The 24647-nt window shown below is 60.8% G+C and carries 29 protein-coding genes; 7 read left to right on the top strand and 22 right to left on the bottom strand.

From position 1 onward, the window contains the following. Positions 1-223 precede the first annotated feature (223 nt). Positions 224-2197 carry an O-linked N-acetylglucosamine transferase, SPINDLY family protein gene (locus EFD55_RS02305; protein ID WP_183605224.1) on the top strand — a complete coding sequence of 658 codons (1974 nt, stop codon included), beginning with the start codon at positions 224-226 and terminating at the stop codon, positions 2195-2197. Positions 2198-2386: 189 nt separating this feature from the next. Here the strand turns inward: EFD55_RS02305 and fliP are convergent, their stop codons facing one another. From fliP to flgF, 13 genes are all read right to left on the bottom strand, one after another. Then, positions 2387-3124: a flagellar type III secretion system pore protein FliP gene (gene fliP / locus EFD55_RS02300; RefSeq protein ID WP_125842569.1), complete on the bottom strand. Its 738-nt coding sequence runs from the start codon at positions 3122-3124 to the stop codon at positions 2387-2389. Beyond that, complete coding sequence (locus EFD55_RS02295; RefSeq protein ID WP_125842567.1) at positions 3121-3624, bottom strand: flagellar basal body-associated FliL family protein; 504 nt, start codon at positions 3622-3624, stop codon at positions 3121-3123. Before EFD55_RS02295 ends, fliP begins: the two co-directional genes overlap by 4 nt. A gap of 12 nt (positions 3625-3636) precedes the next feature. Next, positions 3637-4353, bottom strand: a complete 717-nt coding sequence (gene flgH / locus EFD55_RS02290) for a flagellar basal body L-ring protein FlgH (RefSeq protein WP_125842565.1) — start codon at positions 4351-4353, stop codon at positions 3637-3639. Next, a complete protein-coding gene (locus EFD55_RS02285) occupies positions 4350-4889 on the bottom strand; it encodes a MotE family protein (RefSeq protein ID WP_125842563.1) in 540 nt (179 codons plus the stop codon). The genes flgH and EFD55_RS02285 overlap by 4 nt, the downstream gene beginning before the upstream one ends. Next, positions 4886-6007, bottom strand: coding sequence for a flagellar basal body P-ring protein FlgI (locus EFD55_RS02280; RefSeq protein WP_125842561.1), 1122 nt, complete (start codon positions 6005-6007; stop codon positions 4886-4888). The genes EFD55_RS02285 and EFD55_RS02280 overlap by 4 nt, the downstream gene beginning before the upstream one ends. After that, complete coding sequence (gene flgA, locus EFD55_RS02275) at positions 6004-6486, bottom strand: flagellar basal body P-ring formation chaperone FlgA (RefSeq protein WP_125842559.1); 483 nt, start codon at positions 6484-6486, stop codon at positions 6004-6006. The genes EFD55_RS02280 and flgA overlap by 4 nt, the downstream gene beginning before the upstream one ends. A 16-nt stretch (positions 6487-6502) precedes the next feature. Beyond that, entirely contained in the window at positions 6503-7291 is a 789-nt protein-coding gene (flgG, locus tag EFD55_RS02270) for a flagellar basal-body rod protein FlgG (RefSeq protein ID WP_125842557.1), read from the bottom strand. 19 nt (positions 7292-7310) lie between these two features. Next, positions 7311-7652, bottom strand: coding sequence for a flagellar hook-basal body complex protein FliE (fliE, locus tag EFD55_RS02265; protein ID WP_125842555.1), 342 nt, complete (start codon positions 7650-7652; stop codon positions 7311-7313). A gap of 3 nt (positions 7653-7655) precedes the next feature. Next, complete coding sequence (flgC, locus tag EFD55_RS02260; RefSeq protein ID WP_125842553.1) at positions 7656-8072, bottom strand: flagellar basal body rod protein FlgC; 417 nt, start codon at positions 8070-8072, stop codon at positions 7656-7658. A gap of 5 nt (positions 8073-8077) precedes the next feature. Then, the gene (gene flgB, locus EFD55_RS02255) at positions 8078-8470 is read right to left on the bottom strand and encodes a flagellar basal body rod protein FlgB (protein WP_125842551.1); all 393 of its coding nucleotides are present in this window, start codon (positions 8468-8470) and stop codon (positions 8078-8080) included. Positions 8471-8642: 172 nt separating this feature from the next. After that, entirely contained in the window at positions 8643-9182 is a 540-nt protein-coding gene (locus EFD55_RS02250) for a flagellar protein (protein ID WP_125842550.1), read from the bottom strand. A 2-nt stretch (positions 9183-9184) separates the two neighbouring features. After that, positions 9185-10582 (bottom strand): flagellar protein export ATPase FliI, encoded by a 1398-nt coding sequence (fliI, locus tag EFD55_RS02245; protein ID WP_125842548.1) that lies wholly within the window; start codon positions 10580-10582, stop codon positions 9185-9187. Between the two features lie 82 nt (positions 10583-10664). After that, positions 10665-11399, bottom strand: a complete 735-nt coding sequence (flgF, locus tag EFD55_RS02240; protein ID WP_125842546.1) for a flagellar basal-body rod protein FlgF — start codon at positions 11397-11399, stop codon at positions 10665-10667. Between the two features lie 252 nt (positions 11400-11651). Between flgF and motA the strand changes: the two genes are divergently transcribed. The 6 genes from motA to EFD55_RS02210 all read left to right on the top strand — a co-directional run bounded on the left by motA (position 11652) and on the right by EFD55_RS02210 (position 16953). Continuing rightward, positions 11652-12524, top strand: a complete 873-nt coding sequence (gene motA / locus EFD55_RS02235; RefSeq protein ID WP_125842544.1) for a flagellar motor stator protein MotA — start codon at positions 11652-11654, stop codon at positions 12522-12524. Then, a complete protein-coding gene (locus tag EFD55_RS02230; RefSeq protein ID WP_125842542.1) occupies positions 12525-13475 on the top strand; it encodes a FliM/FliN family flagellar motor switch protein in 951 nt (316 codons plus the stop codon). 65 nt (positions 13476-13540) lie between these two features. Further along, complete coding sequence (gene fliN / locus EFD55_RS02225; RefSeq protein WP_125842540.1) at positions 13541-14128, top strand: flagellar motor switch protein FliN; 588 nt, start codon at positions 13541-13543, stop codon at positions 14126-14128. A gap of 28 nt (positions 14129-14156) precedes the next feature. Continuing rightward, complete coding sequence (gene fliG / locus EFD55_RS02220) at positions 14157-15197, top strand: flagellar motor switch protein FliG (RefSeq protein WP_125842538.1); 1041 nt, start codon at positions 14157-14159, stop codon at positions 15195-15197. A 227-nt stretch (positions 15198-15424) separates the two neighbouring features. Next, entirely contained in the window at positions 15425-16504 is a 1080-nt protein-coding gene (gene flhB, locus EFD55_RS02215; protein ID WP_125842536.1) for a flagellar biosynthesis protein FlhB, read from the top strand. Between the two features lie 5 nt (positions 16505-16509). Then, the gene (locus EFD55_RS02210) at positions 16510-16953 is read left to right on the top strand and encodes a BspJ family T4SS effector nucleomodulin (RefSeq protein ID WP_125842534.1); all 444 of its coding nucleotides are present in this window, start codon (positions 16510-16512) and stop codon (positions 16951-16953) included. Between the two features lie 59 nt (positions 16954-17012). Here the strand turns inward: EFD55_RS02210 and visR are convergent, their stop codons facing one another. From visR to EFD55_RS02165, 9 genes are all read right to left on the bottom strand, one after another. Continuing rightward, positions 17013-17759: a transcriptional regulator VisR gene (visR, locus tag EFD55_RS02205; protein ID WP_125842532.1), complete on the bottom strand. Its 747-nt coding sequence runs from the start codon at positions 17757-17759 to the stop codon at positions 17013-17015. Positions 17760-17768: 9 nt separating this feature from the next. Next, entirely contained in the window at positions 17769-18515 is a 747-nt protein-coding gene (gene visN / locus EFD55_RS02200; protein WP_125842530.1) for a transcriptional regulator VisN, read from the bottom strand. A gap of 570 nt (positions 18516-19085) precedes the next feature. Beyond that, positions 19086-20774 (bottom strand): flagellar basal-body MS-ring/collar protein FliF, encoded by a 1689-nt coding sequence (gene fliF / locus EFD55_RS02195; protein ID WP_125842528.1) that lies wholly within the window; start codon positions 20772-20774, stop codon positions 19086-19088. A 108-nt stretch (positions 20775-20882) separates the two neighbouring features. Further along, positions 20883-21275 (bottom strand): chemotaxis protein CheT, encoded by a 393-nt coding sequence (gene cheT, locus EFD55_RS02190; protein WP_008523780.1) that lies wholly within the window; start codon positions 21273-21275, stop codon positions 20883-20885. Between the two features lie 16 nt (positions 21276-21291). Next, positions 21292-21846 (bottom strand): chemoreceptor glutamine deamidase CheD, encoded by a 555-nt coding sequence (gene cheD / locus EFD55_RS02185; RefSeq protein ID WP_125842526.1) that lies wholly within the window; start codon positions 21844-21846, stop codon positions 21292-21294. Next, a complete protein-coding gene (locus EFD55_RS02180; RefSeq protein WP_003556488.1) occupies positions 21843-22232 on the bottom strand; it encodes a response regulator in 390 nt (129 codons plus the stop codon). The genes cheD and EFD55_RS02180 overlap by 4 nt, the downstream gene beginning before the upstream one ends. Next, positions 22232-23275 carry a protein-glutamate O-methylesterase CheB gene (gene cheB, locus EFD55_RS02175; protein ID WP_125842524.1) on the bottom strand — a complete coding sequence of 348 codons (1044 nt, stop codon included), beginning with the start codon at positions 23273-23275 and terminating at the stop codon, positions 22232-22234. The genes EFD55_RS02180 and cheB overlap by 1 nt, the downstream gene beginning before the upstream one ends. Continuing rightward, complete coding sequence (gene cheR / locus EFD55_RS02170) at positions 23272-24180, bottom strand: protein-glutamate O-methyltransferase CheR (protein WP_125842522.1); 909 nt, start codon at positions 24178-24180, stop codon at positions 23272-23274. Before cheR ends, cheB begins: the two co-directional genes overlap by 4 nt. Then, positions 24177-24644 (bottom strand): chemotaxis protein CheW, encoded by a 468-nt coding sequence (locus EFD55_RS02165; protein ID WP_125842520.1) that lies wholly within the window; start codon positions 24642-24644, stop codon positions 24177-24179. Before EFD55_RS02165 ends, cheR begins: the two co-directional genes overlap by 4 nt. Positions 24645-24647 lie beyond the last annotated feature (3 nt).

Here is a 24647-nt window from a genome sequence, read left to right as displayed (position 1 = left end):
GGCCCTTTGGCGGCCCCTCACCTCGCATAGTTAATGCCTCCTCACAGTGCATAGTTAATGTTTTCCCTCGCATTCAAATTCGGCGGAAAAAGCGAGCTTTCAAGCTGCCCCGGAGAGCAGACTTCAGCGAGCCACCGGTTTCAAGCAAGCTTCGAATGCCAGTGTGGCAGGAGCCGGGATAGCATCTTCGGGCCGATCCACCCATTTTCGGGAAGGACGGCCCGTGCGCGCGTCGGCGATCGATAGTTATGCCAGAACATTTCCTTCACGGAGTTGGGTTTTGAACAGCAAAGTTTCGTTCTCTGCGGCGTCCAAGGATTACCAGATGGGCCGCTACACACAGTCCCTGGCGACGCTCAACCAGCTCATGGATATCCAGCAGGACGCCAAGACTTACGCGCTGCTCGCCAAGAACCTCGTGCAGCTCGGCTTCAAGAGCGATGCGGCGAAGGCCTATGGCCTCGCCGCCGGCTGCGAAGGGCCCAACTCCTACGAATACGCCAAGCAGGCAGCTAAGCTGCATTACGAGACCGGCAACGAGGACGACGCGCTGCTGATCGGCATGCGAAACCTTGCCAAGGCCCAGGAAGATGCTGACCTCGCCTTCATCATCACGGCAATCTATCTGAAGCGCCAGCAGCGCGATATCATTCGCCCGTTCAAGACGGTGCTGTCGCAGAGCATGAATCCCGATCATCTCAGGCTGGCGGCCATGCTGCTCAGCGACGATCTCAACGACGCAACCAACCAGAAGCTCGCGCGTAACCTCTTCAAGCGCTTTCCGGGCAATCTCGCTTTCCGTTTCCTCCACCTGGTCTTCGCCCGCGAATTCAACGAGTTCGACGAAGCGAGCAAACATCAAGCAATCATCGACGACACGCTTGCTAAAGGCGATATCGAGATCCTGCACAAGGATAACCCGTTCTATCATTTGCATTGGTGCGGCAATGAGGATTTCAACCGGTATGCCACGATCGGCACGACGCCGCTCAACCACGAACGCGTGGCCTTCCGCCGCAACCAGCCGCACAGTTGGTCGGACAAGATTCGGATTGGCTACATGTCGTCGGACTTCTGGGACCGCCACGCGACCATGAAGCTCCTGCAGCGCATCCTCGAACTGCACGACAAGAACCGGTTTGAGGTCACGCTCTTCTGCCATACGGGCCCGGAATTCCTGAAACACAACAATACGGACCGCAGCAGCTGGGGCAGGATCGTCGATGTTCACGGCTTCTCCGACCAGGCGATACTGGAAGCGGTGCGAGAGCACAATATCGACATCATGGTCGACCTGAAGGGCCATACCTCGGGCAGCCGCGCGACGGCCTTCAACCTGCCCCTTGCACCGGTGCATGTCGCCTGGCTCGGCTTTCCCGGTAGCACCGTCAACATCGACCTCGACTACGTCATCGGCGACCACTACGTCCTGCCCGATGTGGCAAAGCCCTTTTACCACGAGAAATTCTGCCGGCTACCGGAGAGCTACCAGCCGAACGACCCGATGCATCGCCCAAAGCCGCGTCCTGTCACGCGCGAAAAGCTCGGACTGCCGGAGGATGCGTTCATCTTCGCCTCGTTCAACGGTAACCGCAAGATTACGCCGGAAACGATCGACAGCTGGTGCCGGATCCTCAAGCGGGCGCCGAACAGCGTACTCTGGCTGATGGCGAATTCTCCTCGCAACCAGGCGAACCTCTTGAAGCAGTTCCAGGCGGCAGGCATTTCCCCGAAGCGGATCATCTTCTGCCCGCGCGCGCCCTACGAGGAACATATCGACCGCCAGCAGGCAGCCGACCTCGGCATCGACACCTTCCCCGTCAACGGCCACACGACCACCTCGGAGCAGCTCTGGGGTGGCCTGCCGGTCCTGACCGTCAAGGGCACCAACTTCGCCTCACGCGTCAGCGAGAGCCTGCTACGCGCGATCGACCTGCCCGATCTCGTCGCGGCCGATCTGCAGGCCTATGAGGATATGGCCGTCGAGCTCGCACAGAACCCCGCACGGATTGCCGAATACAAGGCGCACCTGAAGGAGAAGCGCTATATCGCGCCGCTCTTCGACGCCGAACGCTTCTGCCACCATCTGGAACAGGCCTATGAAATCATGGCCGAGCGCGCCAAACAACGTCTCGCACCCGACCATATGGACATTGCGGCGCTGCCGCCGCGCGCTGAGCCCTTCGCGGCCGAGTGAGGCTGTCACCCCGCATACAAAAAACCATCGAAGCGATCCGGCGGTTTTTCTTATTGGGCAAAGGGTGGAGGGCAGCTAAAGCGCGTCGCGATCTTTCAGATTCGCTCGCGACGCTTCAGGTCTCTGCCGTTGCGATCACAAAACTGCTGCGCACTTTGCGCGATATGCTCAAGCGCATCCGCGCTTTCATCAGCTGAACGAACGCACCAGGCTGCCGACGAGCAGATTCCAGCCGTCGATCAGCACGAAGAAGAGAATCTTGAAAGGCAGCGAGATCGAGGTCGGCGGCAGCATCATCATGCCCATCGCCATAGTGATGGTCGCGACGATGAGGTCGATGACGAGGAACGGCAGCACGACGAGAAAGCCGATCTCGAAGCCTCGGCGAATCTCGGAAATCATGAAGGCCGGGATCAGCACACGATAATCGATCGGATTGGTCGTCTGGATGGTCTGCCCGCGTTCACGCGCCAGATCGACAAAGAGCGCCAGGTCCTTGTCGCGAGTATTGGCCGACATGAAGGTGCGGAAGGGTTCGGCGATGCGCTGGACGGCCTCGGTCTCGTTGATCTGGTTGGCAAGCAGCGGCTGCACGCCGTTCTGCCAGGCCTGATCGAAGGTCGGAGACATGACGTAGAAGGTCATGAACAGCGACAGCGACAGGAGGATCATGTTGGAGGGCGTCGAGGACAGGCCCATGCCCGAACGCAGGATCGAGAAGGCGATGATGAAACGAGGAAAACTCGTCACCATCATCAGGATGCCCGGCGCGACCGAAAGAACGGTCAGCAGGCCGAAAGTGCGGATGATCCAGGCGGCGACCGAGCCATCGACCGGCACGTTCAATAAATTGGTCGGCAGCTGCTGGGCGACCGCCAGCTCCGGTACCGCCATCATGACGGCAAGGAAAACTATGAATCGAATCATTCGATGACAAATGTCCTGAACATCACCTTCGATACTCGCCCTTTCGAGCGAAGGTCAACACGTTCCTGTATGTCATCCTTGAGATATTGAAAGCCCCGCGGCCCCTCGATCTGCTGAAGGGAAACGGTTCTGATATAGGCGAGGATATCCTGATGAATGTCCTCGGAAATCTTGACATCCGGCGGCCCGTTGAAAAGCAGCGCGACTTCGAGTCGGACCCAGTTCTCTGAGGGATAGGCGAGGTTCGAGGTGATCGGCTCGAGCTGGACGACGTTGTTCTCCTTGGTCGAGATACGCGCCAGGCCTTCCTCGGCCTTCTTCTTGGCTTCAGCGTCCTTGGCCTGCTCGGCCTCCTTGGCACCCTTGATGCTGGGCGCGACGATCGTGCCGACCGCCCAGCCTCCGCCGGCGCCGACGAGGGTTAGCACCGCGATGCCGATGATGGTCATCAGCGAGCCGGATTTCTTCGTTTGACCTGCGGCTGCGTCTAGATCTGCCATCGTCGTTCAGCCTCAAAGCGGCGAGAAAAGATCGACGGCCTGTTGGCCGCGCGGAGGCTGCTGCACTTCCATCAGGCGGCCGCGGCCGCCGTAGGAGATGCGGGCTTCGGCGATCTTGTCGTAGGAGATCTGGTTCTCGGCGTTGACGTCCTGCGGACGCACGATGCCGGCAACGTTCAGGATGCGCAGTTCCTGGTTCAGGCGCACTTCCTGCGAGCCCGAGATGACCAGGTTGCCGTTTTCGAGAATGCCGGTAACGACGGCCGCGACCAGAAGGGTCAGCTTATCGGTGCGCTCGATCTTGCCCTTGCCGTCGGTGCTGGTGTCGGAGCCATAGGTCAGGTCGGTCTTGGACTGGGGCGTCCAACCGAAGATCTGGGCGTTGACGTCCCAGTTCATGCCACTCGAATTCTTGCGGCTGCGGTTGGTCTCGTTGTCGAAGGAGCCTTTGTCGTTGATCTGGATATCGACGGTCAGGATGTCGCCCACGTTGAGAGCGCGCGCGTCCTTGAAGAGAGCGGCCTGAGAATCGCTCCACAGCGAATAACCTTGCGCGACAGCGCGCGGCTGCTTCGGATAAAGCGCCATCTGCGGCGTCTGGCCGTAGGCAAGGCCGCTGCCGATCGGGCTCATGGCGGGCGCGCGGCCGATCTCGCTGACTGCCGTCGGAGTCTGGCAGCCTGCAAGGAGTGCGAGGGCGGCGATCGCGGCCGGGAAACGCATATTCATGAAGGATCCTTCGACGTATTGGGATCGGACGCACTGGCGATGACACTGGCGATGGCCGCCGCCTTCTGCGGGTCCATCTCGTTGAGGATGAGGCTCGACTGGCGCGGGCCGAGACGCATGATCACGGCGGAGGCTACCTCGATCTTCATGTCCTGCAGCTGGATTGCGGCCGCGTCCGGCTTCATCTTCCTGTAGATCTCGGTGAGGCCGGCTTCCGCTTGCTTCAGGAAATCGTCGCGCCGCTTCAGCCAGTCCTGGTATTCGGCCTTGCGCTTGTCCATCTCGGCCATGCGGGCGTCGATATCGGCGCGAAGCTTTTCCAGCTCCTGCTTCTGCAGGAGGTAACGCTGGTCGCGGGCGGGATCGGCGATATTGGTGCAGAACTGCTTGATCTCGTCCTGGGACGTGATGTCGCCCTCCGGGTGCTCCTGCGCGAAGGCGCCGGGGATCGACAGCAGGACAAGGCCTGCCGCCGGCAGCGCCAGCCGGCGCAGGAATTTCAGGACCGTCATATCTGCATTCATGATCGTCTTCATTGCAGTACAAGCTCCGCCTGCAGGGCGCCCGCCGACTTGATGCCCTGCAGAATGGCGATGATCCCATCCGGTTTCACGCCGATGTTGTTGAGACCGGCGACGAGGGTCCTGAGGTCGGGACCGTCTATGATGGCGACGCGCCCTCCGGTCTGCTGGGCCGCGATATCGGTCTGCGGCTGGACGGCGGTCCTGCCTTGCGAGAAGGGTTCGGGCTGGATGATCTGCGGTGTCTCGGTGACCTGGACCGTCAGGGTGCCGTAGCTGACGGCGACCGGCGAAACGCGGACGTCCGAGCCGATGACGATCGTTCCCGTGCGCTCGTTGATGACAACCTTGGCCGGGGTGTCGGTTTCGACGATGAGATTTTCGATATCGGCCATCAGCCGGGTGAGATCGGCCGTGCGCGGCTTCTGGATCACCACCTCCTGCGAATCCTTGGCTTCAGCGACCGGTCCGCCGAAACGCTGCGAGGCGTAACCGTTGACGATGTCGGCAATGCGGGTCGCCGTGGAGAAATCGGGATTGCGCAGTTGCAGGACGAGATTGACCGAGTCCTTGAAGCGGGACGGCAGTTCACGTTCGATGATCGCGCCGCCAGGCACCCGGCCGGCGGTGGTGACACCTTCGGTCACGGTCGCCGCCTGGCCCTGCGCCTGAAAACCGGAAACGATGGCGGCTCCCTGCGCAACGGCATAGATCTGGCCGTCGGCGCCCGAGAGCGAGGTCATGACGAGCGTGCCGCCGCGCAGCGACGTCGCATCGCCGAGCGAGCTCACGGTCACGTCGATACGGCTGCCGGGGCTTGCGAAAGGCGGCAGGTTGGCGGTGACCATCACGGCCGCCGTGTTCTTGGCGTTGGATTGGCCGCCCTGGGTCGAGATGCCGAGATTCTGCAACATCGCCCGCATCGACTGCTCGGTGAAGGGCGAGGAGCGGAAGCCATCGCCGGTCCCTTGCAGGCCGACGATGAGACCGTAGCCGATCAGCTGGTTGTCGCGGCCGGCCTGAAGGGAAGCGATATCCTTGATGCGGGAGGTCAGCGCCCAGGCGGGCGCGACATCAGCCAAACTCATGGCGAGAACCGCGACAAGGGTCAAGAAACGGAAGAACAATTTCATTTTGCCCTCACATGGACCGTGCCGTCCGCAAGCACCGTGCCGCTGACGATGACACCGGAATCCATATTGCGCGCGCGGATGAGCTGCCCCGTCGCGCCGTCTTCAAGCGGTGTGCCGGCCGCCGAGATCGTCATTGGGCCAAGAGAGACGACCAGGCGAATCGAGGAGCCGCGCGTCACCGTATAGGGCTCGCGCAAGGCCGAGACATCAATCGTGCGGCCCGGCAGCAGCGTGCGCTTGGAGACGAGGCCTTCGACCTGCGAAATCGATTTGGCGTAATCTCCGGCAAGGTTGGGGTTGGTGACCTCGACCTCCTGAAGCTGGCTGCCCGACAATGTGTCGCCGGGGTAGATGATCGTCGTCGGGACGACGGCATAGCCCATGCCGGCGTCCGCGCCCGCGGGCAAAACAATGCCCGCGATTGCGATCGTGGCTGCCGCCACCCATCCTGAGATGCGTCCTGCCCGGCAAAACATCATGTTTCGGCCCTTCCCTTTACTTCAGGTTCTTGCTGACGATGGAGGCCATTTCATCAGCGGTGGTGATCACCTTGGAATTCATTTCGTAAGCGCGCTGGGCCGATATCAGCTCGGTGATTTCCTTCACCGGGTCGACGTTCGAGGATTCCAGGTAACCCTGCTTCATGTAGGCGAAGCCTTCCTCATCAGGGTTGCCGATGACGGCCTCACCGGATGCCGGGGTCTGCTGGAAAAGGTTGTCGCCGATCGGCTGGAGACCCGCCTCGTTGACGAAGTCGGCAACCGTCAGCTGGCCGAGCGTGGTCGGAGTGGTCTGGCCGGGCAGCTTGGCGGACACCTGGCCGGAGCGGCTGATCGTCAGTTCGGTGGAGCCCTGCGGGATGGTAATACCTGGAAGGACTTCATAGCCGTCGATGGTGACGAGCTGGCCCTTGTCGTTCTTGTTGAAGGCGCCGGCGCGGGTATAGAGCGTGGTGCCATCGGTCGACTGGATCTGGAAGAAGCCCTTGCCGATCAGCGCCACGTCGAGGTCGTTGCCGGTCTGGGTGAGTTCGCCCTGGAGATGCAGGTTGCGGACCGCCGCGGTCTGGACGCCGAGGCCGATATTGGCGCCTTCCGGAACGACGGCCTGGTTGGCGCGGTTGGCGACGCCCTTGGCGCGTTCGGTCTGGTAGAGAAGGTCGGTGAACTCGGCGCGGGCGCGTTTGAAGCCCGTCGTATTGATGTTCGCGATGTTGTTCGCGATGACTTCCAGATTGGTCTGCTGGGCATCCATGCCCGTTGCTGCGATGGCGAGCGCTCTCATGTGTTCGTCCTCAAATCAGTTACATCTGCATCTTGGTGACATCGAGAAAGGCCGAGACGACCTTGTCGCGGATGGCGATCGCGGTCTGCAGCGTCTGCTCGGCCTGGAGCATGGAATCAACGACTTCTCGCGTCGTCGCCGTGCCCTTGATGCCGGCAAAGGACATGCTTTCCGCGCCTTTCAGGCTGTTGACCGCGTCGGTCGCCATGTTGCCCATGACCGAGGCGAAGCTCAGGCCGTTCGTGGCGCCCGCCGTGCCCGGCATGGTGGCCGCAGACGACGAGGCGGAATTTTCGGTGTCGACGGCGCCAAGCGCACGGGTCATCGAAAGATTGCTGACATTCTGGACGCTGCTGATCATTTATTATTGGCTCTTCAGAAGATCGATGGTGGACGAAATGAGGTCGCGGGTCTGCTTGATGGTCTGCAGGTTGGCGTCATACGAGCGGTTGGCCTCGCGCATGTCGGCCATCTCCACCAGGATGTTGACGTTCGGCAGCTTGACGACGCCCTTTTCGTTCGCGGCCGGATTGCTGGGGTCGAATTCGGTGCTGAATTCGCCTTCGTCGACGCCGACCTTCTTGACGTCGACGGTCTCGACGCCGCTCGTGCGGTCCATCTGCTGGCCGAAGGTGATCGTCTTGCGGCGATAGGGATCGGCGCCGGGCGTGTCGCCGGTCGAGCGGGCGTTGGCGATGTTTTCCGAGACGATGCGCAGGCGCGTCGATTGCGCCTCAAGCCCCGAACCGGCGATTTTCATAGCTGCTGAAAGCGGATCCATGACAATTACTTCCTGACGGTCATCAACATCATTCGATTGAAGGAACTGACCAGCGAGGTGTTGAGATCGTACTGGCGCTTGATATCACCCGACTTGGAGAGCTCTTCGGCCACACCGACCGTGTTGCCGGATTCCTGGATGCCGATTTCCTGGTCGAGGGCAGCGTCCTTGACGTCGATATCGCCGCTCTCGCTGAAATCGTTGCCGCTGAGATGGGCCGGATTGGTGCGCGCCATGGTGATGTCGGACTTGTCGAGCACCGCGTCGAAGGGCGTGACATCCTTGGCATGGAACTTCGGGGTATTGGCATTCGCGATGTTGCCGGCAACAACCTGCTGACGGATCGTCAGCCATTCCGCCTGCCGCGAAGCCAAGTCGAAAAGTTGGATCGGTTGCATGAGAACTCTCCGTTTTTACTGTCCCGAACCTAGTGAGGTAATCTTGCGTGGGACTTACGGGAATTCAGGCTTTGAGACGCTTTTCGGCGAATGCCGCAGACCGCTAAAAAAACCGGGGGCTCCAGCCGGTTCGCGGCGGAGCCCCTGTGGTCTTCGTTACCTGCGAGCAGGTTCAATTGTTCTGGTAGGTGTCGCCCTTGGAGGTAACGATCACCCATTTTCCGTCGCGTTGCTCAAGAGCCGCAAGGCGGCTTTCGTCGGGCAGGATCGAGCCGATGCGGACCACATACATGCCCGAGGGATCCTCGATCAGCGCCCGGCCATTGGAGACGTGCAGCAGGCGGAAGGGAGACTTGCCCGGGAAGGGCTGATCTTCTATCGCGCCGCCGTCGCGCTCCTTGCCGAGATCGGAGACCGTCGCGGTCGTCAGCGGATCGATCGGTGGAGCCTTTTTGTCTCCTTCGTTCTTGTTGACCATGGCAAGCGGCGAGACGCTGAAGACGTTGCGGGCCGGCCAATCCGGCAATTCGCGCGAATTGCCGCTCGCGGCGACATGGATGCCGAACTTGTCCTCGTTGAAGAAGACGTACCAGGGGAAGAAGGCGGAGGCGCCGGCGAGCGCCAGGCCTGCAAAGGTCAGAAACCGATCCAGCACGGCAGTCTTCCTGCGCTGCTTCAGGGAAGCGATGCGTTCGTCGTCGAATTCAGCCACGTCTATCTCCTCTGGATGGGTCCGCCCGGATTGCCCATACCGGCTGCGGCCTTGAGCGCGCCGGCGAGATCGGCAAAGGCATCGGGCGCGTCGCGGTCGCCCGGCGACTGTTTCAGGACGTCGTAAATGATCGGCACCTGCTTGATCGCCATGTCGAGATCGGGATCGGCGCCCTGGCGGTACCCGCCGATCATGCGCAGGTCACGCGTTTCCTCGAAGCGGTGGATCAGCACCTTTAGCCGCGACACCAGTTTTTCCTGATCCGGTGTCCAGGCCTTGCGGGCAAGACGCGAGATCGAGGCGAGCGGATCGATCGGCGGATAACGCCCTTCTTCGGCGAGACTGCGCTGCAGGACGATATGACCATCGAGAATGCCGCGCGTCGAATCGGCGATCGGATCGTTGTGGTTGTCGCCGTCGACGAGGATCGAGATGATCGCCGTGATGGTGCCGGCACCCTCGGGACCAGGACCTGCGCGTTCCAGAAGACGCGGCAGCTCGGTGAAGACAGAAGCGGGATAACCGCGCGCGATCGGCGGCTCGCCGGAGGCGGTCGCCACTTCGCGGATCGCATGGGCGAAACGCGTGACGCTGTCGACGATGAAGAGGACGTTTTCGCCCTTGTCGCGGAAATGCTCGGCGATGGTGACGGCCGTCAGCGGCGCCATCTTGCGCAGCATCGGGCTCTCGTCGCTGGTGGCGACGACGGCGATCGCCTTCTTCATGTTGCTGCCGAGCGTGTCCTCGATGAATTCGCGCACCTCGCGGCCGCGTTCGCCGACAAGGGCGATCACCACCTTGTCGAAGGCATCGGCACGGGCGAGCATGGACAACAGCGTCGACTTGCCGACCCCGGAACCGGCGAAGATGCCGAGGCGCTGCCCGAGGCAGAGCGGCGAGAAGATGTCGATTGCGCGCACGCCGGTCTTGAAGCCGGTCTCGACCCGCTTGCGGGTCATCGAGGGCGGCGCGGTATTGGAAATCGAGCGGCGATCGAGCCCCTCGGTGATAGGACCCAGCCCGTCGATCGGCTCGCAGAGCGAGTTGAGGGTGCGTCCGCACCAGCTATCCGACGGTGAAATGCGGAAGGCGCCCTTACGAATGACCGTATCGTGGATGCCGATCGGCTCGCCCGGCTCGATCGGGCAGACATAGATCAATTCCGGCTCGACGCGTACGACTTCGCCGAGATGGATGCCGGTGGCCGATTTATGAGCCACGAACTCTCCGAGGCGAACGTGGCGGGATAGGCCGCGGACGGTATAGTGACCGGCGGCGATGGTCTGCACGCGGCCGCCATGGGCAACGGCAAACTCCGGTGAGACGTATCGGTCGACGAGGTCTGCCAGATGCGCGAGCTTCGGGGAAAGGCTATCCTCGGACAGCAGCGTGGTGTTCATGCTTCAAATCCCGCCCTAAACACATCGCGTGCGGCATCATGCCGTTCTCGCAAACCCGCCGGACATTTTTGGGCGAGATGCATTAGCGGCTGCCCCCGAGCGTCTGGACGGCTTCCTTGAATGAATCCTCGCTATCACGCATCAGCGACGAGACGCTTTCGAAGGCGCGGTTGACTTCGATCAGCTGGGTGATCTCCCGCATCGCGTTGACGTTCGAATTTTCGAGATAGCCCTGTTCGACACCGACATTGAAGCGGTCGACCACGGCCCGCGGCTGCTCGGTGGTCATGATGCCGCTGTTTTCGTAACGCAGGTAACCCTTGCTGACATCCGCTTCGAACAGGCCGAGGGAGGCGACCTGACGGCCGTCCTGATAGATGATGCCGTCGGTGCCGACGGCCGGTTCGCCACCTTTGGTGTTGAGCTGAATAGGCGCGCCGCCGGCGTCGAGAACGGGATATCCCCTGATCGAGACGAGCTCGCCGGTGTCCTTGAGCGTGAAGCGGCCGTCCCGCGTCAGTACCTGGCCGGCTGGCGTATCGAGCGAAAACCAGGCATCGCCCTTGATGGCGAAATCGAGCATGTTGCCGGTGTGCTGCAGTTCGCCGTTCTGCTCGTTGAGGTAGTCGTTGCCCTGCGAAACGAAAGCGACCTTGGTGTTCAGCTTGTTCTTGGTGTTTGCCACCATCTCGTCGAACTTCACCTCGGTGGCGCGAAATCCGGTCGTGTTCACGTTCGCCATGTTGTCTGCGATGGTGTTCAGGCGCTTTTCCAGAGCCATCTGCGACGACAGAGAAACATAAAGACCGGATTGCATGTCGGTAAGCTCCAAGCATTGGCGATGAACGGAACGAAAAGCCGGGCTCGTTTGTCTGGTTCGGCCGGAATTTCGCTGAGGCGGCATCTCAGAAACGGGCGCGGACGCCCATTCGTCTCCTTTAGACTGACGGCAGATGCTTGCGCGAAGCTGGCACGGGCAAATGCCCCGCGACCGGCCTTTTCATCAGCCTCACGCAAGGCAGAAACCTTATCCGTCTCAAAGAAAAGCAACGTTCGGATTGGGCTGACGATGAATATTATTATCGGATTTATTGTTGTCTGCGGCTGTATCGTCGGCAGCTTCATGGCAATGGGCGGCGAGGTGAACGCGCTGTTCCAGCCCTTCGAATTCCTCATCATCGGCGGCGCTGGTCTCGGCAGCTTCATCATGGCGAACCCGATGAAGGTCGTGAAGGACTCCGGCAAGGCGCTCGGCGAAGCCTTCAAGCACGCCGTGCCGAAGGAACGCAATTATCTCGATACGCTCGGCGTGCTCTATTCGCTGATGCGCGACCTGCGCACCAAGTCACGAAACGAAATCGAAGCCCATATCGACAATCCGGCCGAATCGACCATCTTTCAGCTGGCTCCGACCGTTCTGAAGAACAAGGAACTGACCGCGTTCATTTGCGACTACGTGCGCCTGATAATCATCGGCAACGCCCGCAGCCATGAGATCGAGGCGCTGATGGACGAAGAGCTCAACACCATCATGCACGACAAGATGAAGCCCTATCACGCGATCCAGATCATGGGCGATTCCTTCCCGGCGATCGGTATCGTCGCGGCCGTTCTCGGCGTCATCAAGGCGATGGCTCATATCAACGATTCGCCCGAAGTGCTCGGCCACCTGATCGGCTCGGCGCTCGTCGGCACCTTCCTCGGTATTCTCTTGTCTTACTGCGTCTGCTCGCCGCTGGTCTCCCAGATCAAGGTCGTGCGCGGCAAGCAGCATCGCCTTTACGTCATCGTCAAACAGACGCTGCTTGCCTACATGAATGGGTCGGTGCCGCAGGTCGCTCTCGAATACGGCCGCAAGACGATCTCGGCTTACGAGCGTCCTTCCATCGATGCTGTCGAACAGGAAATGATGAACCCAGGCGGCGAAAACAAGGCGGCTTAAATGACCATGAGCAAAGCTTCGCACGACAAACCGGCAATGGATCCTGCCCTTCTCGCCAAGCTGACGGGCGGTCTCGGCGACAGAGGCAGGGTCGCCAAGATCTGCAGTTCCTTCGGCGATATCTACAGCGAATTCTTTCCCGACGTCATCAAGAGCGAAACCGGGCTCGACGTGACGGTCAACTATATCGGCTGCGAGATCGGCTACAAAAACCACTTGATCGACGACCTCAGCCCGAACGTCACGCTCGTCGATGCGACGCTGCGCAACTGGTCGCAGAACATCACCGTCGCCTGCGGCAACGGTTTCGTCATCACGCTGATGGAGCATCTGCTCGGCGCCACAGCCGATACGATCGAGGAGCCGGCCGACCGGCTGCTGTCGATCATCGAACTCGACCTGGCGGTCATGGTCTTCGACAAGATCGCCAAGGTGCTGCGCTCGGCCGTCAACGCGCCTGGCGGTTTCGAACCGAGCCTTTCGGCCCCGCACGCCCATGAGGCACGCACCCGACCGCCGGAAGACCGTCCGGACGAATTCGCCGCTGCCATCAACATGTCGATCACGCTTGCCGGCATCGTTTCGGAATTTTCCCTGATCGTTCCGCAGACGGCGCTGCTCAAGACGACGGTGACGCCGCCGAAGCCGAAGCGCCAAGCCAGCGGCAAATCACAGGAATGGACCGAACAGCTCGGCGACCAGGTCCGCCGCTCGCATGTCACGCTGGAAGCCAAGATCAGGCTGCAGGATCTGACGCTGCGCACGATATCGAAGCTGATGGTCGGCGATGTCATTCCGTTCCGCGACCGCGGCGACGTGCGCGTCGAGGTCAGCGCCAACAGCAAGGAATTGTATGTGTGCGAGTTCGGGCGTTCAGGCGAAAACTACATGGTCCGCGTCAAGGATACGATGAACTCGGATGACGAACTCATCCGTCATTTAATGAATTAATCGGTTCTCTGGCTTTCGGGCTGCAAAGGCAGTTTGAGGCAAGTTTCAACTGGAATAGTGATTTCATGGCTACGAAGAAAACACAGCAGAACAGTGACTTCCCCCTGGACGTTCCGGGCAGCGAGGCCGATCTCGACCAGGCGATCGACGATCTGCGCGGCGTCCTGAAGAAGGATGTCGACGGCGACCTGCCGCAGTTTGGCGACGACCTGCAGAACGACGCCTTCGCAGCAGGAACGGACCTGTCGCCGTTCGGCGGCGATACCTCGGAAAGCCCTTTCGGCAGCGACGATTTCGGCGGCGATTTCGGCGGCGGCGATCCCAGCCCGGCTGCGGGCATGGATTTCGGCAGCAGCCCCTCCTTCGAGGCCTCGCCGGCTCCGCTCGGCAGCGCCCTGACCTCCAATCTCGACCTGATCATGGACATCCCGATCGATGTCCAGATCATGCTCGGCACCAGCCGCATGCAGGTCTCCGGCCTGATGAATCTCAATGAAGGGGCGACGATCGCCCTCGACAAGAAGATCGGCGAACCGGTCGAGATCATGGTGAACGGCCGCAGGATTGCACGCGGCGAGATTACGGTGCTTGATAACGATGACACCCGATTCGGTGTGAAACTGATAGAAGTTTTGAGTACGAAAAAAGCCTGATCCCTGTGTGGGACGGAGAGGTTAGACCATGATGGACTTTGACGATTTCGGCGGCGCGCTAGCCGGGAAACCGTTGACCCAGGCTGAAAAGGCGGCGGCTGTTCTTCTCGCGATGGGAAAGGGAGTCGCCGGCCGGCTGTTGAAATATTTCACCCAGGCCGAACTGCAGACCATTATCTCATCCGCCCAGTCGCTGCGCGCCATTCCCCCGGACGAACTCCTGTCGCTCGTCGGCGAGTTCGAGGACCTCTTCACCGAGGGCGCCGGCCTGATGGACAACGCCAAGGCGATCGAAGCCATTCTGGAAGAAGGCCTGACGCCTGACGAGGTCGACAGCCTGCTTGGCCGCCGCACCGCATTCCAGGCCTACGAGACCTCGATCTGGGATCGCCTCAGCGAGGCGGAGCCGGCATTCGTCGCCCAGTTCCTGCTGCGCGAACACCCGCAGACCGTTGCCTATATTCTTTCGATGATGCCCTCGTCCTTCGGCGCCAAGGTGCTGCTGCAGCTTCCCGACAATCGTCGCGCCGACATCATGAACCGTACGGTCAACATGAAGACCGTCAGCCCGAAGGCCGCGCAGATCATCGAGAACCAGGTCATGACGCTGCTTGCCGAAGTCGAGGCAGAGCGCAACGCGGCCGGCTCGACGAAGGTCGCCGACCTCATGAACGAGCTCGACAAGCCGCAGGTCGACACGCTGCTCACCTCGCTCGAATCGATCAGCCGCGAATCGGTCAACAAGGTCCGCCCGAAGATCTTCCTCTTCGAGGACCTCATGTACATGCCGCAGCGCAGCCGCGTCATGCTGCTCAACGACATCTCGACGGATGTGCTCACCGTCGCGTTGCGCGGTGCGCCTGCCGAGATCCGCGAATCGGTTCTCTCCGCCATCAGTCCTCGCCAGCGCCGCATGATCGAATCGGATCTGCAGAACGGCATGGGCGGCATCAATCCGCGCGAGATCGCCATTGCGCGGCGCGCCGTGGCACAGGAAGCCATTCGCCTGGCCAATTCAGGCCAGATCGAGCTTAAGGAGAAGGCCGGCGACGCCTCGGCGGCGGCCTAATTCTCCGAGACTGTTGACAAATCAGGCCCGGCGAAAGGCAGCGGTTGATCGCCGTCCGACAGGCGACTACCCTTCTCATAATAGGCTGCGCTCTAGAGCGCGTCGCATGGAACTCGGTTCCGCGACGCGCTTTAGGTTTTTGTTTTGATGCATGTCGCCCAAAACCGCTGCATATTTTGGGCGACATGCATTAGCTGCCGCCTCTTTCTTTGACGGAGGGCCGCGACTTGGCAGATGATGACAAGGACAGCAAAACAGAAGCCCCGACCGCGAAAAAGCGAACCGATGCTGCTGAGAAAGGCAACACCCCGTTTTCGCGCGAACTGTCGATCTTCGCGACCATCCTCGCCACATTCATCTATCTGGTGTTCTTCCTTCCGGAGAGCGTCGGGCGCATGACCGAGACGCTGCGCGATATCTTCGAGCAGCCCGACCAGTGGAAGATCGAAACGGGGCCGGATATTCTGGCGCTCTTCGTTCGGCTCGGCTGGGCAAGTGCGGCGCTGCTTGCGCCTGCCTTCATCCTGTTCATGGTGTTCGGCATCGCCTCCTCCGTCTTCCAGAACCTGCCGACGCCGGTGCTCGAACGCATCCGGCCGCAGGCCTCGCGCATCTCTCCGGTCAAGGGCTGGACGCGGCTATTCAGCCTGCCCGGCCTCATCGAATTCGCAAAATCGCTGTTCAAGGTCGTCGTCGTCGGGGTTATCCTGTTCTTCGTGCTGAGGAGCGAATATTTCAGCTCGATCGATGCGATGTTCTCCGATCCGCAGACGATCCTCGTGCGGATGATGACGGCGATGCGCAAGATCATCATCGTCATGCTGATCGCCACCGCGATCGTCGCCATCGCCGATCTTTTCTGGACGCGCCATCACTGGTTCACCGAGCTGAAGATGACGCGGCACGAGGTGAAGGAAGAAAACAAGCAGGCGCAGGGCGATCCCTTCGTCAAGAGCCGGCAGCGCTCGCTGATGCGCGACCGCGCACGACGGCGCATGATCGCCAACGTGCACCGCGCGACGCTCGTCATCGCCAACCCGACGCACTATGCGGTGGCGCTGCGCTACGCGCGCGAAGAAAACGACGCACCTGTCGTGCTGGCCAAGGGGCAGGACCTGATTGCGCTCAAGATCAGGGAGATCGCCGAGCAAAACGGCATACCGGTGTTCGAGGATCCGCCGCTCGCGCGCTCCATGTTTGCGCAAGTCTCGGTCGATAGTGTCATACCGTCAGTCTTCTATAAGGCCGTTGCGGAGCTGATCCATCGGGTCTACGCCGCAGACGCCAAGAACAAACGGGTAAGATAAGCCTAATGAAAAAATGCCCTCACTCTACCCAGCGTGAAAAGATCCTCGCAGATGCGATCAGCCCGGTCGCCACGGAACTGCGCCTTCTGGATGCCTCTGACCTTATTTCGCTGCTGCGCTTCGAGTATTACGGCAATCTTTCCGATCTCGTCGCTTCGGCCGCCGAACTTTTCTTTCACCCGGGCACCGTGAATTTCGGTCTGGGCGGAAACTATACGCTGGAATGGGGCGGCAAGCCCGAAGTCGTTCTCGATCTCGAAATCAAGCCGCGCGGCGTCACCATCTATGCGCAGCTCACCCTTGCCGAAGATCACGCCGGCATCGAGATCAACCACATCGCCTTCCAGGATCCCTCGGCCGATCCCGACGCAAATACCGTCTTCCTGGAAAAGAGCCTTCGGGAATCACGCTACAGTTTGAACCAGCCGCCGCAGGCGCTGGCGGGCTGACCTTCTTTCACGACAATGAAAATTTGTGCGCCCTTCGACAACGGAGGACGCACATGGTTTCAGCTGATATAGCCGAGCCGGATCGCCTTGGCGATCGCCTGGATGCGATTGACGGAATCGAGCTTGATGGTCGCCGAGCCGAGATAGGCGTTCACGGTGTGCACGGACAAGCCGAGCTTGTCGGCGATTTCTTCGCTGATGCGGCCGTCGCCGGCAAGCTGCAGACAGGCGATCTCGCGTTCGCTGAGCGCCTCGGCGGCAGCCGCGCGGCGCTCGTCGAGCGAGAGCAGATCCATCATGATGTGACAGCAGCGGCCGTGCAGCTCGACGATCGTATCGCTCGAGGGATCGAGATCATCGCCGGTAAAAAGGATGAAACCGTTGCCGACGGCACCGAGCCGCACTGGAAAGGCGAGGCCGGAGAAAGGCAGGATGCCATCCTTCAGCCGCGTCATGAACGGCGAGAAGTCCGCCGGGCCGGGTGCGGCACGGTCGTAACCGCCGGCCCATGAAAGCGGCAGCAGCGATTTTTCGATATGGTCGAGGAGGATATCGCCATAGGCATCCGTGAAGGCCTTGCCGAAACCGGCATTGGACGAACCCCAGTTCTCGAGCTCGCAGACCAGGCGCTGCTTTGCCGGCAGGCCGGAGCCGCTGACACGATAGATCGCGAACCCCTGAGCATCGGCGAGCTTCTGCATCGCGATCAGCCGCGGAAAGAGATCGGACCGGCTGGAAATCCTGTTCACACGCACCATGCGCAGCTGCTCCGCACCGCTCATCGTCCTGGCTGATGGATGCGCCATGGATCCTCCTTATACGAGATTGTTGCGGACGGCGAAGGCAATGGCCTCGGACCGGGTCTTGGTCGCCGTCTTGCGCATCACGCTGGTGATGTAGTTGTTGATCGTATTGCGGGAGATTCCGAGGATCATCGCGATCTCGTCGCTGGTCTTGCCCTCGGCGATCCAGAACAGGCATTCGAGCTCGCGGTCCGTCAATTCGAAATCGCGGTCGACCTTTGTGCCGCCGCAGCGAAGGAAGCTCGCGACATAGCCTGCCAACAGGCCCACATCCCGCAGACGCTCCGGCGAAAGGATGAACCCCTCACCGAACAGGAACATCAGGGCGAGCCGCGACCGGCCGACATTGAAGGTCAACGAACAATATTGGCGGCTGGCACCATCGGGCACCTCGGCATTGTCGGGCAGAAGACCGAAATTCGGCTGGAAGACCTGCATGCATTTTTCCAGCTCGGTGGAACGAGCATAGCCGCTGACCAGTTCGTTGGCGATGTCCTTGACCAGATCGAAGGGCCAGTCCGAGGAAACGATGAAGTCGAGACCGCTTTCCTGGATCAGGTCGCAGCGCGCCAGCAGGTAGTGAGAAGCACCGACATATTCCGTCAATGCCCGCAGCCCGGACTGCAACCTGCCAGTGTCGGCGACACCGTGCAGGCGCTGGATCAGCTCATCGCGCGGCAATAGAGCCGGCGCTGCCACGCTCATAAAATTCGCCATTTGCCCCTCGCCCCTGCTCGCCTGAAATATGTTCATATCCATTGGCAATTTCCTGCGACTGAGGAACGATCTAACTCGGTGCAACAGCAGTTTTTGTGTAAAGGAATTCAAGTCCCGCTCGAATCCTACTTCGAATCACCTAAGGGTAAGCCAGCCGATGTAAATCACCATCTCCGACTTCTAGGGATTTACTTTCGCTGCTGCCCATGCATTGATTCGAGCACCAATTGCGCCCCTCAAGATACAGGGGAGGCTAAGATGATTCTGGCTGTACCGCAACTTGATTCGCGTTTTACGCGAGTGCCCCTCAACAAGCTTATCCGTCTTTTCTACAGCGCAACGTCAATGCAACTGACATTATATTCCTATTCATGTTCCCGGCATTGGCTATATCGGAAGAGAGCCGTGTAATGTCGCCACGATGTGGCCTCGGCATTTTTCCCGACAATGCGGAACCGCAGTTTTCAACTGGGCAATACTCGTGACTGCGCGACAGACTTTGCATCTATATTCTCGGGACTTCGATTGGGGCAACGCGATGGGTCCTGCTTGCTTCACGGAGGCCGATAACATTCTCGTGACATGAAAAAAGGCCGGTTGCCCGGCCTTTTCTTATGCTGCGTCGTCGATCGCCCATTTCCTGAGGATTTTCGCGGCGCGTTCCTCGTTGATCTCAACCATGCGGGCAAGCTTGCGTTCCGGGCCTTCCTTGACGCGACGGTTGAAGTTGCCGTCGTCGTCGCCGAGACTGAGAAGATCCTCGGTGCTGTCGAAGCCGAAGTCGGAGCCGAAGCCATCCATGAGAGCCCCTCCGGGCACCCCGGCCGCTGGCGCAAAGTCGGGAAGCTCGAGGCCGGCCGCTTCCGGCGTGGCGTCGCCGAGAACCGCAGTGGAGTTGCCGTTGACGCTGCGAACCAGAGGCCGCAGCCCCATCCAGACGACCACGAAGGCGACCGCGACGAAGGCAAGCGAATTGATGATGCCGGCAAGGTTGCGGCTCAGCATATCCATGACATGGACGCCGCCGCTGGCCTCTTCGAGCAGCTGGTTCTCGAGGAAGTCCATCGCCGTGACGGTGACGACGTCGCCGCGCTTGGCGTCGATGCCTGCCGCCGAAGCGACGATCTTCTGCATTTCAGCAAGATAGGCGTCGATCTTGGCCTGGTCGGCAGGTTCGCCGACCATCTTGGCGATACGGCCCTTGTTGACAACCACCGCGATCGAAAGCTTCTCGACCTTGTAGCTGTTGCGGGTCGTCGCCGTCGTCTTGCTGTTAATTTCGTAGTTGGTCTGCTCTTCGCGCTTGTCGGACTTATCCTGCGATTCGGGTCCTGCTGAGCCACCGGCCTGGGGAGCCGCCTGCGGAATGTTCTGCTCGACGGTCGTCGCGCTGTCGGACTGTTTCTGCTGGGACTGCTGGGCTTCTTTGGTCGAGCGGACCGAGCGTTCGACCTTGGATTCCGGATCGTAGGTGGTTTCCTGGATCTGCTGGGCGTCGGTGTTGAGATTGGCGGTGACGCTGGAGCGGAAGTTGTCCATGCCGAGGAAGGGTGCGAGCGCCTTGTCGATGTTGGATTCGACTTCCTGCTGGACGTTCTGGACGATGTTGAGCGAGCGGTTCAGCGAGCTGTTGCTCGCATCGTCGCCGGAAGCGAGCAGCTGACCGGCGGAATCGAGGATCGTCACGTCATCGACGTCAAGCCCCGGCACGGCCGAGGCGACGAGGTGGCGGATCGAGGTGGCGGCGCTGCGGCCGGTGGCCGCGCTTGCGCGAATCATCACCGAGGCGGTCGGCTTCTGCTCCGCCTTCCGGAAGTTTCCGACCTCCGGCATGACGATATGGACGCGGGCGGCTGTGATGCCCGAGATCGACTGGATGGTGCGTGCGATTTCGCCTTCCAGCGCCCGAACCCGCGTCACCTCTTGCATGAAGGAGGTCAGGCCGAGGGAACCGACATTGTCGAAGAGTTCGTAACCGGCGTTGGCGCTGTTCGGCAGGCCGCGCTCGGCAAGCATCAGGCGGGCCTTGCCCGTCATCCCCGCGGGAACGGTGATGCTTGAGCCATCCGTGCCGACCTGAAAATTGATGTTGGCTTCCGCAAGCGCCATGCTGATCTGGTTCAGATCAGGGTTATCAAGACCGACATAAAGCGTTTCTTGCGCCGGTTTGTTGACGAAAAGGGCAGCCGCAAGGACGATTGCGATGGAAACGGCGCCGACGCCTCCCAGAATCATCAGGCGTGTTCGGCCTAGGGCGCCAAAGTTCTTAAAAATCTGAACTAATTGATTTAACAGATTCATTCTGTTCTCGCACGATCCGTCAAAGACAAAGCAGGCTTATTGCCCATCTGACGAATAATCGGCGAAACTTGTGCGAGCGTTTCGTGAAGAGTGCGGAGCGAAAAGCTCCTAGAAGAAATCGAAGTCGCCGGCGGCCTTGCTCAGCGGCTGTGAATGGCCGTGGCGCGTGGCGCCGCCCAGCGCCTTCTGCATCTCCGCCAGCTTGACAAGGCTGAGGGCGGTGGCGACGTCCACCGTCCAGCCGTGCGGGATTTCGCCGGTAATGGTGTCGATGAATTCGGCAAGGCCGCGCGACTTCTGCACAGCCAGATCGATACCCTGCATCACCTTCATGGCATCCGGCGAATTCAGCACGTCGGCGCCGCCGCCGAGTTCGAGAAGCTGCGGCTCGATACGCTCGATGAGGTAGGCGACGTCGTGCAGTTCGGAAACGATGCGCATCAGGATATCGCTCAGCGCTTCGACAGGCGCCGGCGGCTCCATCACAGGGGTAAATGTCATATGAAAATCCTCGCCATCAAAAAAATTCGATACTGGTTTCGACGGGCTTCTGCGGAGCGGCGGGACGCTGCTCGAGAGCGACGGTTCTCTGTGTTTCGGCGCCGGTCAGGGGGTATTGCCGGGCACGACCGGAGACCGGCCAATATTCAAGCTTGCGTCCATGCTCGCCGCCGGTGGAGGAGCCGACCACCGGAATGCCTTCATCCCTGAGGAACTGCACGGCGAAGGCCGCGTTCTGCTCACCGACATTGGAGAATGTCGAGATCGTCTTCGCCCCGCCGAAGATCTTTGCCTCCAGCCGGTCGCGCCGGGCGCCCTGCTTCAGGAGACCGTTGATCAGCAGTTCCATCAGATGCACGCCGTAGCGCGTGGCATCGCCGCCGGTCATCGGCGAGTTCGCCGTACCGGGCAGCAGGAAGTGGTTCATACCGCCGACGCCGGCGATGGGATCTCGGAGGCACGCAGCCACGCACGAGCCGAGAATGGTCGAGAGCACCGCATTCGGATCGCTCAGAACCTTGTACTCGCCCTGAATGATGTGCACGCGGCGGGCTGCCCCCTCAGTGATCATTTCAAGGCTCCAAACACGGCTTCGATAGCAGCTTTCATCTTTTCGATCGTGAACGGCTTTGCCAGCACGTTGTTGGCGCCGAGCTGGGCCGCCTTCTGCACCAGCGCGCGGTCACCCTGGGCGGTGAGGATGATGAACGCCGCTTTCTTGGTGTTCGGATTGGTGCGCACGGCCTGAAGGAAGCCGATGCCATCCATCTTCGGCATGTTGAAGTCCGAGATCACCAGGTGGTGCGGTTGCTCGGCCATGATCTTCATGCCCTGCTCGCCGTCGCCTGCGGACGTGATCTGCTTGAAACCGAGCTGGGTCAGCGCATCGCTGAGCAGCAACCGGCTCGTTACCTGATCATCAACGATCAGAACTTTGATTTTCTCCGCGATCGACATTATTCGGTCCCTTCCTTTCGGGCGGCTGTCATTTTCAATATTTCTTCACCGATGGCAGACAGTGGCAGCTGCTGCTCAACGGCGCCAAGTTCGTGGGCAACCCTTGGCATTCCGTAAACGACACAGGTTTTTTCGTTCTGGCCGAGTGTTCTGGCGCCGGCGTGGCGCATTTTCAACAATCCGGCCGCACCATCGCGGCCCATTCCAGTCAGGATCACGCCGACGGCGTTGCGGCCGGCCAGTTCCGCGACCGAATCAAACAGCACATCGACCGACGGACGATGACCGTTGACCGGAGGGCGGTCGACGAGACGGCAACAGGGTGCGGAGGCGCTGCTGACCTGAAGATGACGTTCGCCGCCGGGCGCCAGATAGATCTTGCCGATTTCGAGACGGGCGCCATCGGTCGCTTCCTGCACCACGGGCGCGCAGAGGCGGTTCAGCCGCTCGGCGAAGCTCTTGGTGAAAGTCGGCGGCATATGCTGGGTGATGACGGTTGGCGGGCAATTCGCCGGAAACTTCTGCAGCACGGCGATCAGCGCCTCGACGCCGCCGGTCGACGAGCCGATCGCGACGATCTTGCGGCCGACGCGGAAGTCGGCGACGGCGGGCGGCGGCGCGGGGGCGGCCACGCGTTGGGAGAACTGGCGCTGCGTGCGCGCGGCGGCCTTCACCTTCTCTGCGAGGTCGCCGAAGGGCCTGGGTTCGCCCGGCGTCGGCTTGCCGACGCAGTCAAAGGCGCCGATCTCAAGCGCCGCAAGCGTCGCCTCGGCGCCGCGATGCGTCATGGTGGAAACCATGATCACCGGCATCGGACGCAGCGTCATGATCTTTTCGAGGAAATCGAGACCGTTCATATTCGGCATCTCGATGTCGAGCGTCACGACGTCCGGGTTCAGCCGCTTGATCGCCTCGCGCGCTTCCAGCGCATCGCCGGCCTGGCCGATGACGTTGACTTCGGGGTCCGAACTCAGGACGGCAGTGATCAGGCCGCGCATCGTCGGCGAGTCGTCAACAACAAGAACCCTTGCCGGCGCGCTCATGCCTTCCTCCCGGGACCCTTGGCGGTGTAGCGATAGGTCGTGATGCCGATATTGTCGAAGACGTGTTTCGCCTCGCCCGAAACACGCTCGGAATGGCCGATATAGAGATGGCCGCCTTCCGGCAGCAGGCCGGCGAAACGTTGCCATATCTTCATCTGCGTCGGCTCGTCGAAATAGATGACGACGTTGCGGCAGAAGATGACGTCGAACTTGCCCTTGAACGGCCACTGCGCCATCAGGTTCAGCTCGTTATAGGTGATCAGCCGCTTGACGCGGTCGTCGACCTGGAACTTCCGGCGCCCCTGCACCTCGACTTCGCTGAACCATTGCTTGCGCATGGCGGGCGACACGGTTTCCAGCGCGCTTTCGTCATAGGCACCGGCCCGGGCGATCGCGAGGATCTTCGGATCGATGTCGGTCGCCAGGATCTTGAAGTCGTAATCGGCGACATTCGGCATCAGGGACAGCACGGTCAGCGCGATCGAATAGGGTTCCTGCCCGTCGGAGGAGGCAGCCGACCAGATGCGCACCCTGCCGCCCGATCTCGCGCGCTGCAGGAGCTCGGGCAGGACATGATCGCGCAGATGATCGAAATGATGATTTTCGCGAAAGAAGCGGGTGAAATTGGTGGTCAGATGCGAAAGCATTTCGCGGCGCGCCGCAGCACCGGCCGGCGAAGCGACGAGGGCACAATACTCCCGGAAGCCGGACAGGCCGAGATTGCGGATATGTTTCGACAGGCGCGAATAGACGAGCGAAGCCTTCGTCTCGTTGAGGAAGATGCCGGCATCTGAATAGATCATCGCGGCGATCTCCGTGAGGTCGCGGCGCGTCAGCGGGTATTCCCCGCTCGCCAGGACCTCGTCGGCGCCCTGCCTCTGATCTTTTGCGCCCATTGCATTCATGCGGCTTCGCTTTCGGTTTCGGAAATGAGGGCTTCAAGTTCGATCAGGCAGATCATGCGCTTCTCGATGGCGAGGATGCCGCGGGCAAACTGACGCTCGAGCTCGGAGGAGATCTCGGGCGTCGGCTGAACAACCTCGTCGGTGACCGTCAGGATGTCGGAAACGGCATCGACCAGCAGGCCGACGACCTTACGCCGGACCTGGGCGACGATGATGACATGACGGGCGGTCGGATCGGCCGGCTTCATGCCGAGCCGGGCCGAGAGGTCGATGATCGGCAACACCGCGCCGCGCAAGTTGATGACACCTAGCATATAGGTCGGCGAGTGCGGCATCGCGGTCGCCGGGGTCCAGCCCCGGATTTCGCGAACCGACATGATGTTCACGCAAAATTCCTGATCCCCGATGCGGAACGCGATCAGCTCGCGATCCCCCTGGTTCAGATTTTTTACAGTGTACGACATTGC

It is taken from the genome of Rhizobium pisi, from assembly GCF_003938655.1.
Classification (GTDB): domain Bacteria; phylum Pseudomonadota; class Alphaproteobacteria; order Rhizobiales; family Rhizobiaceae; genus Rhizobium; species Rhizobium pisi.
Note: the sequence above shows the minus strand (reverse complement) of the source record. Positions and strands in the feature narration are given on the sequence as shown.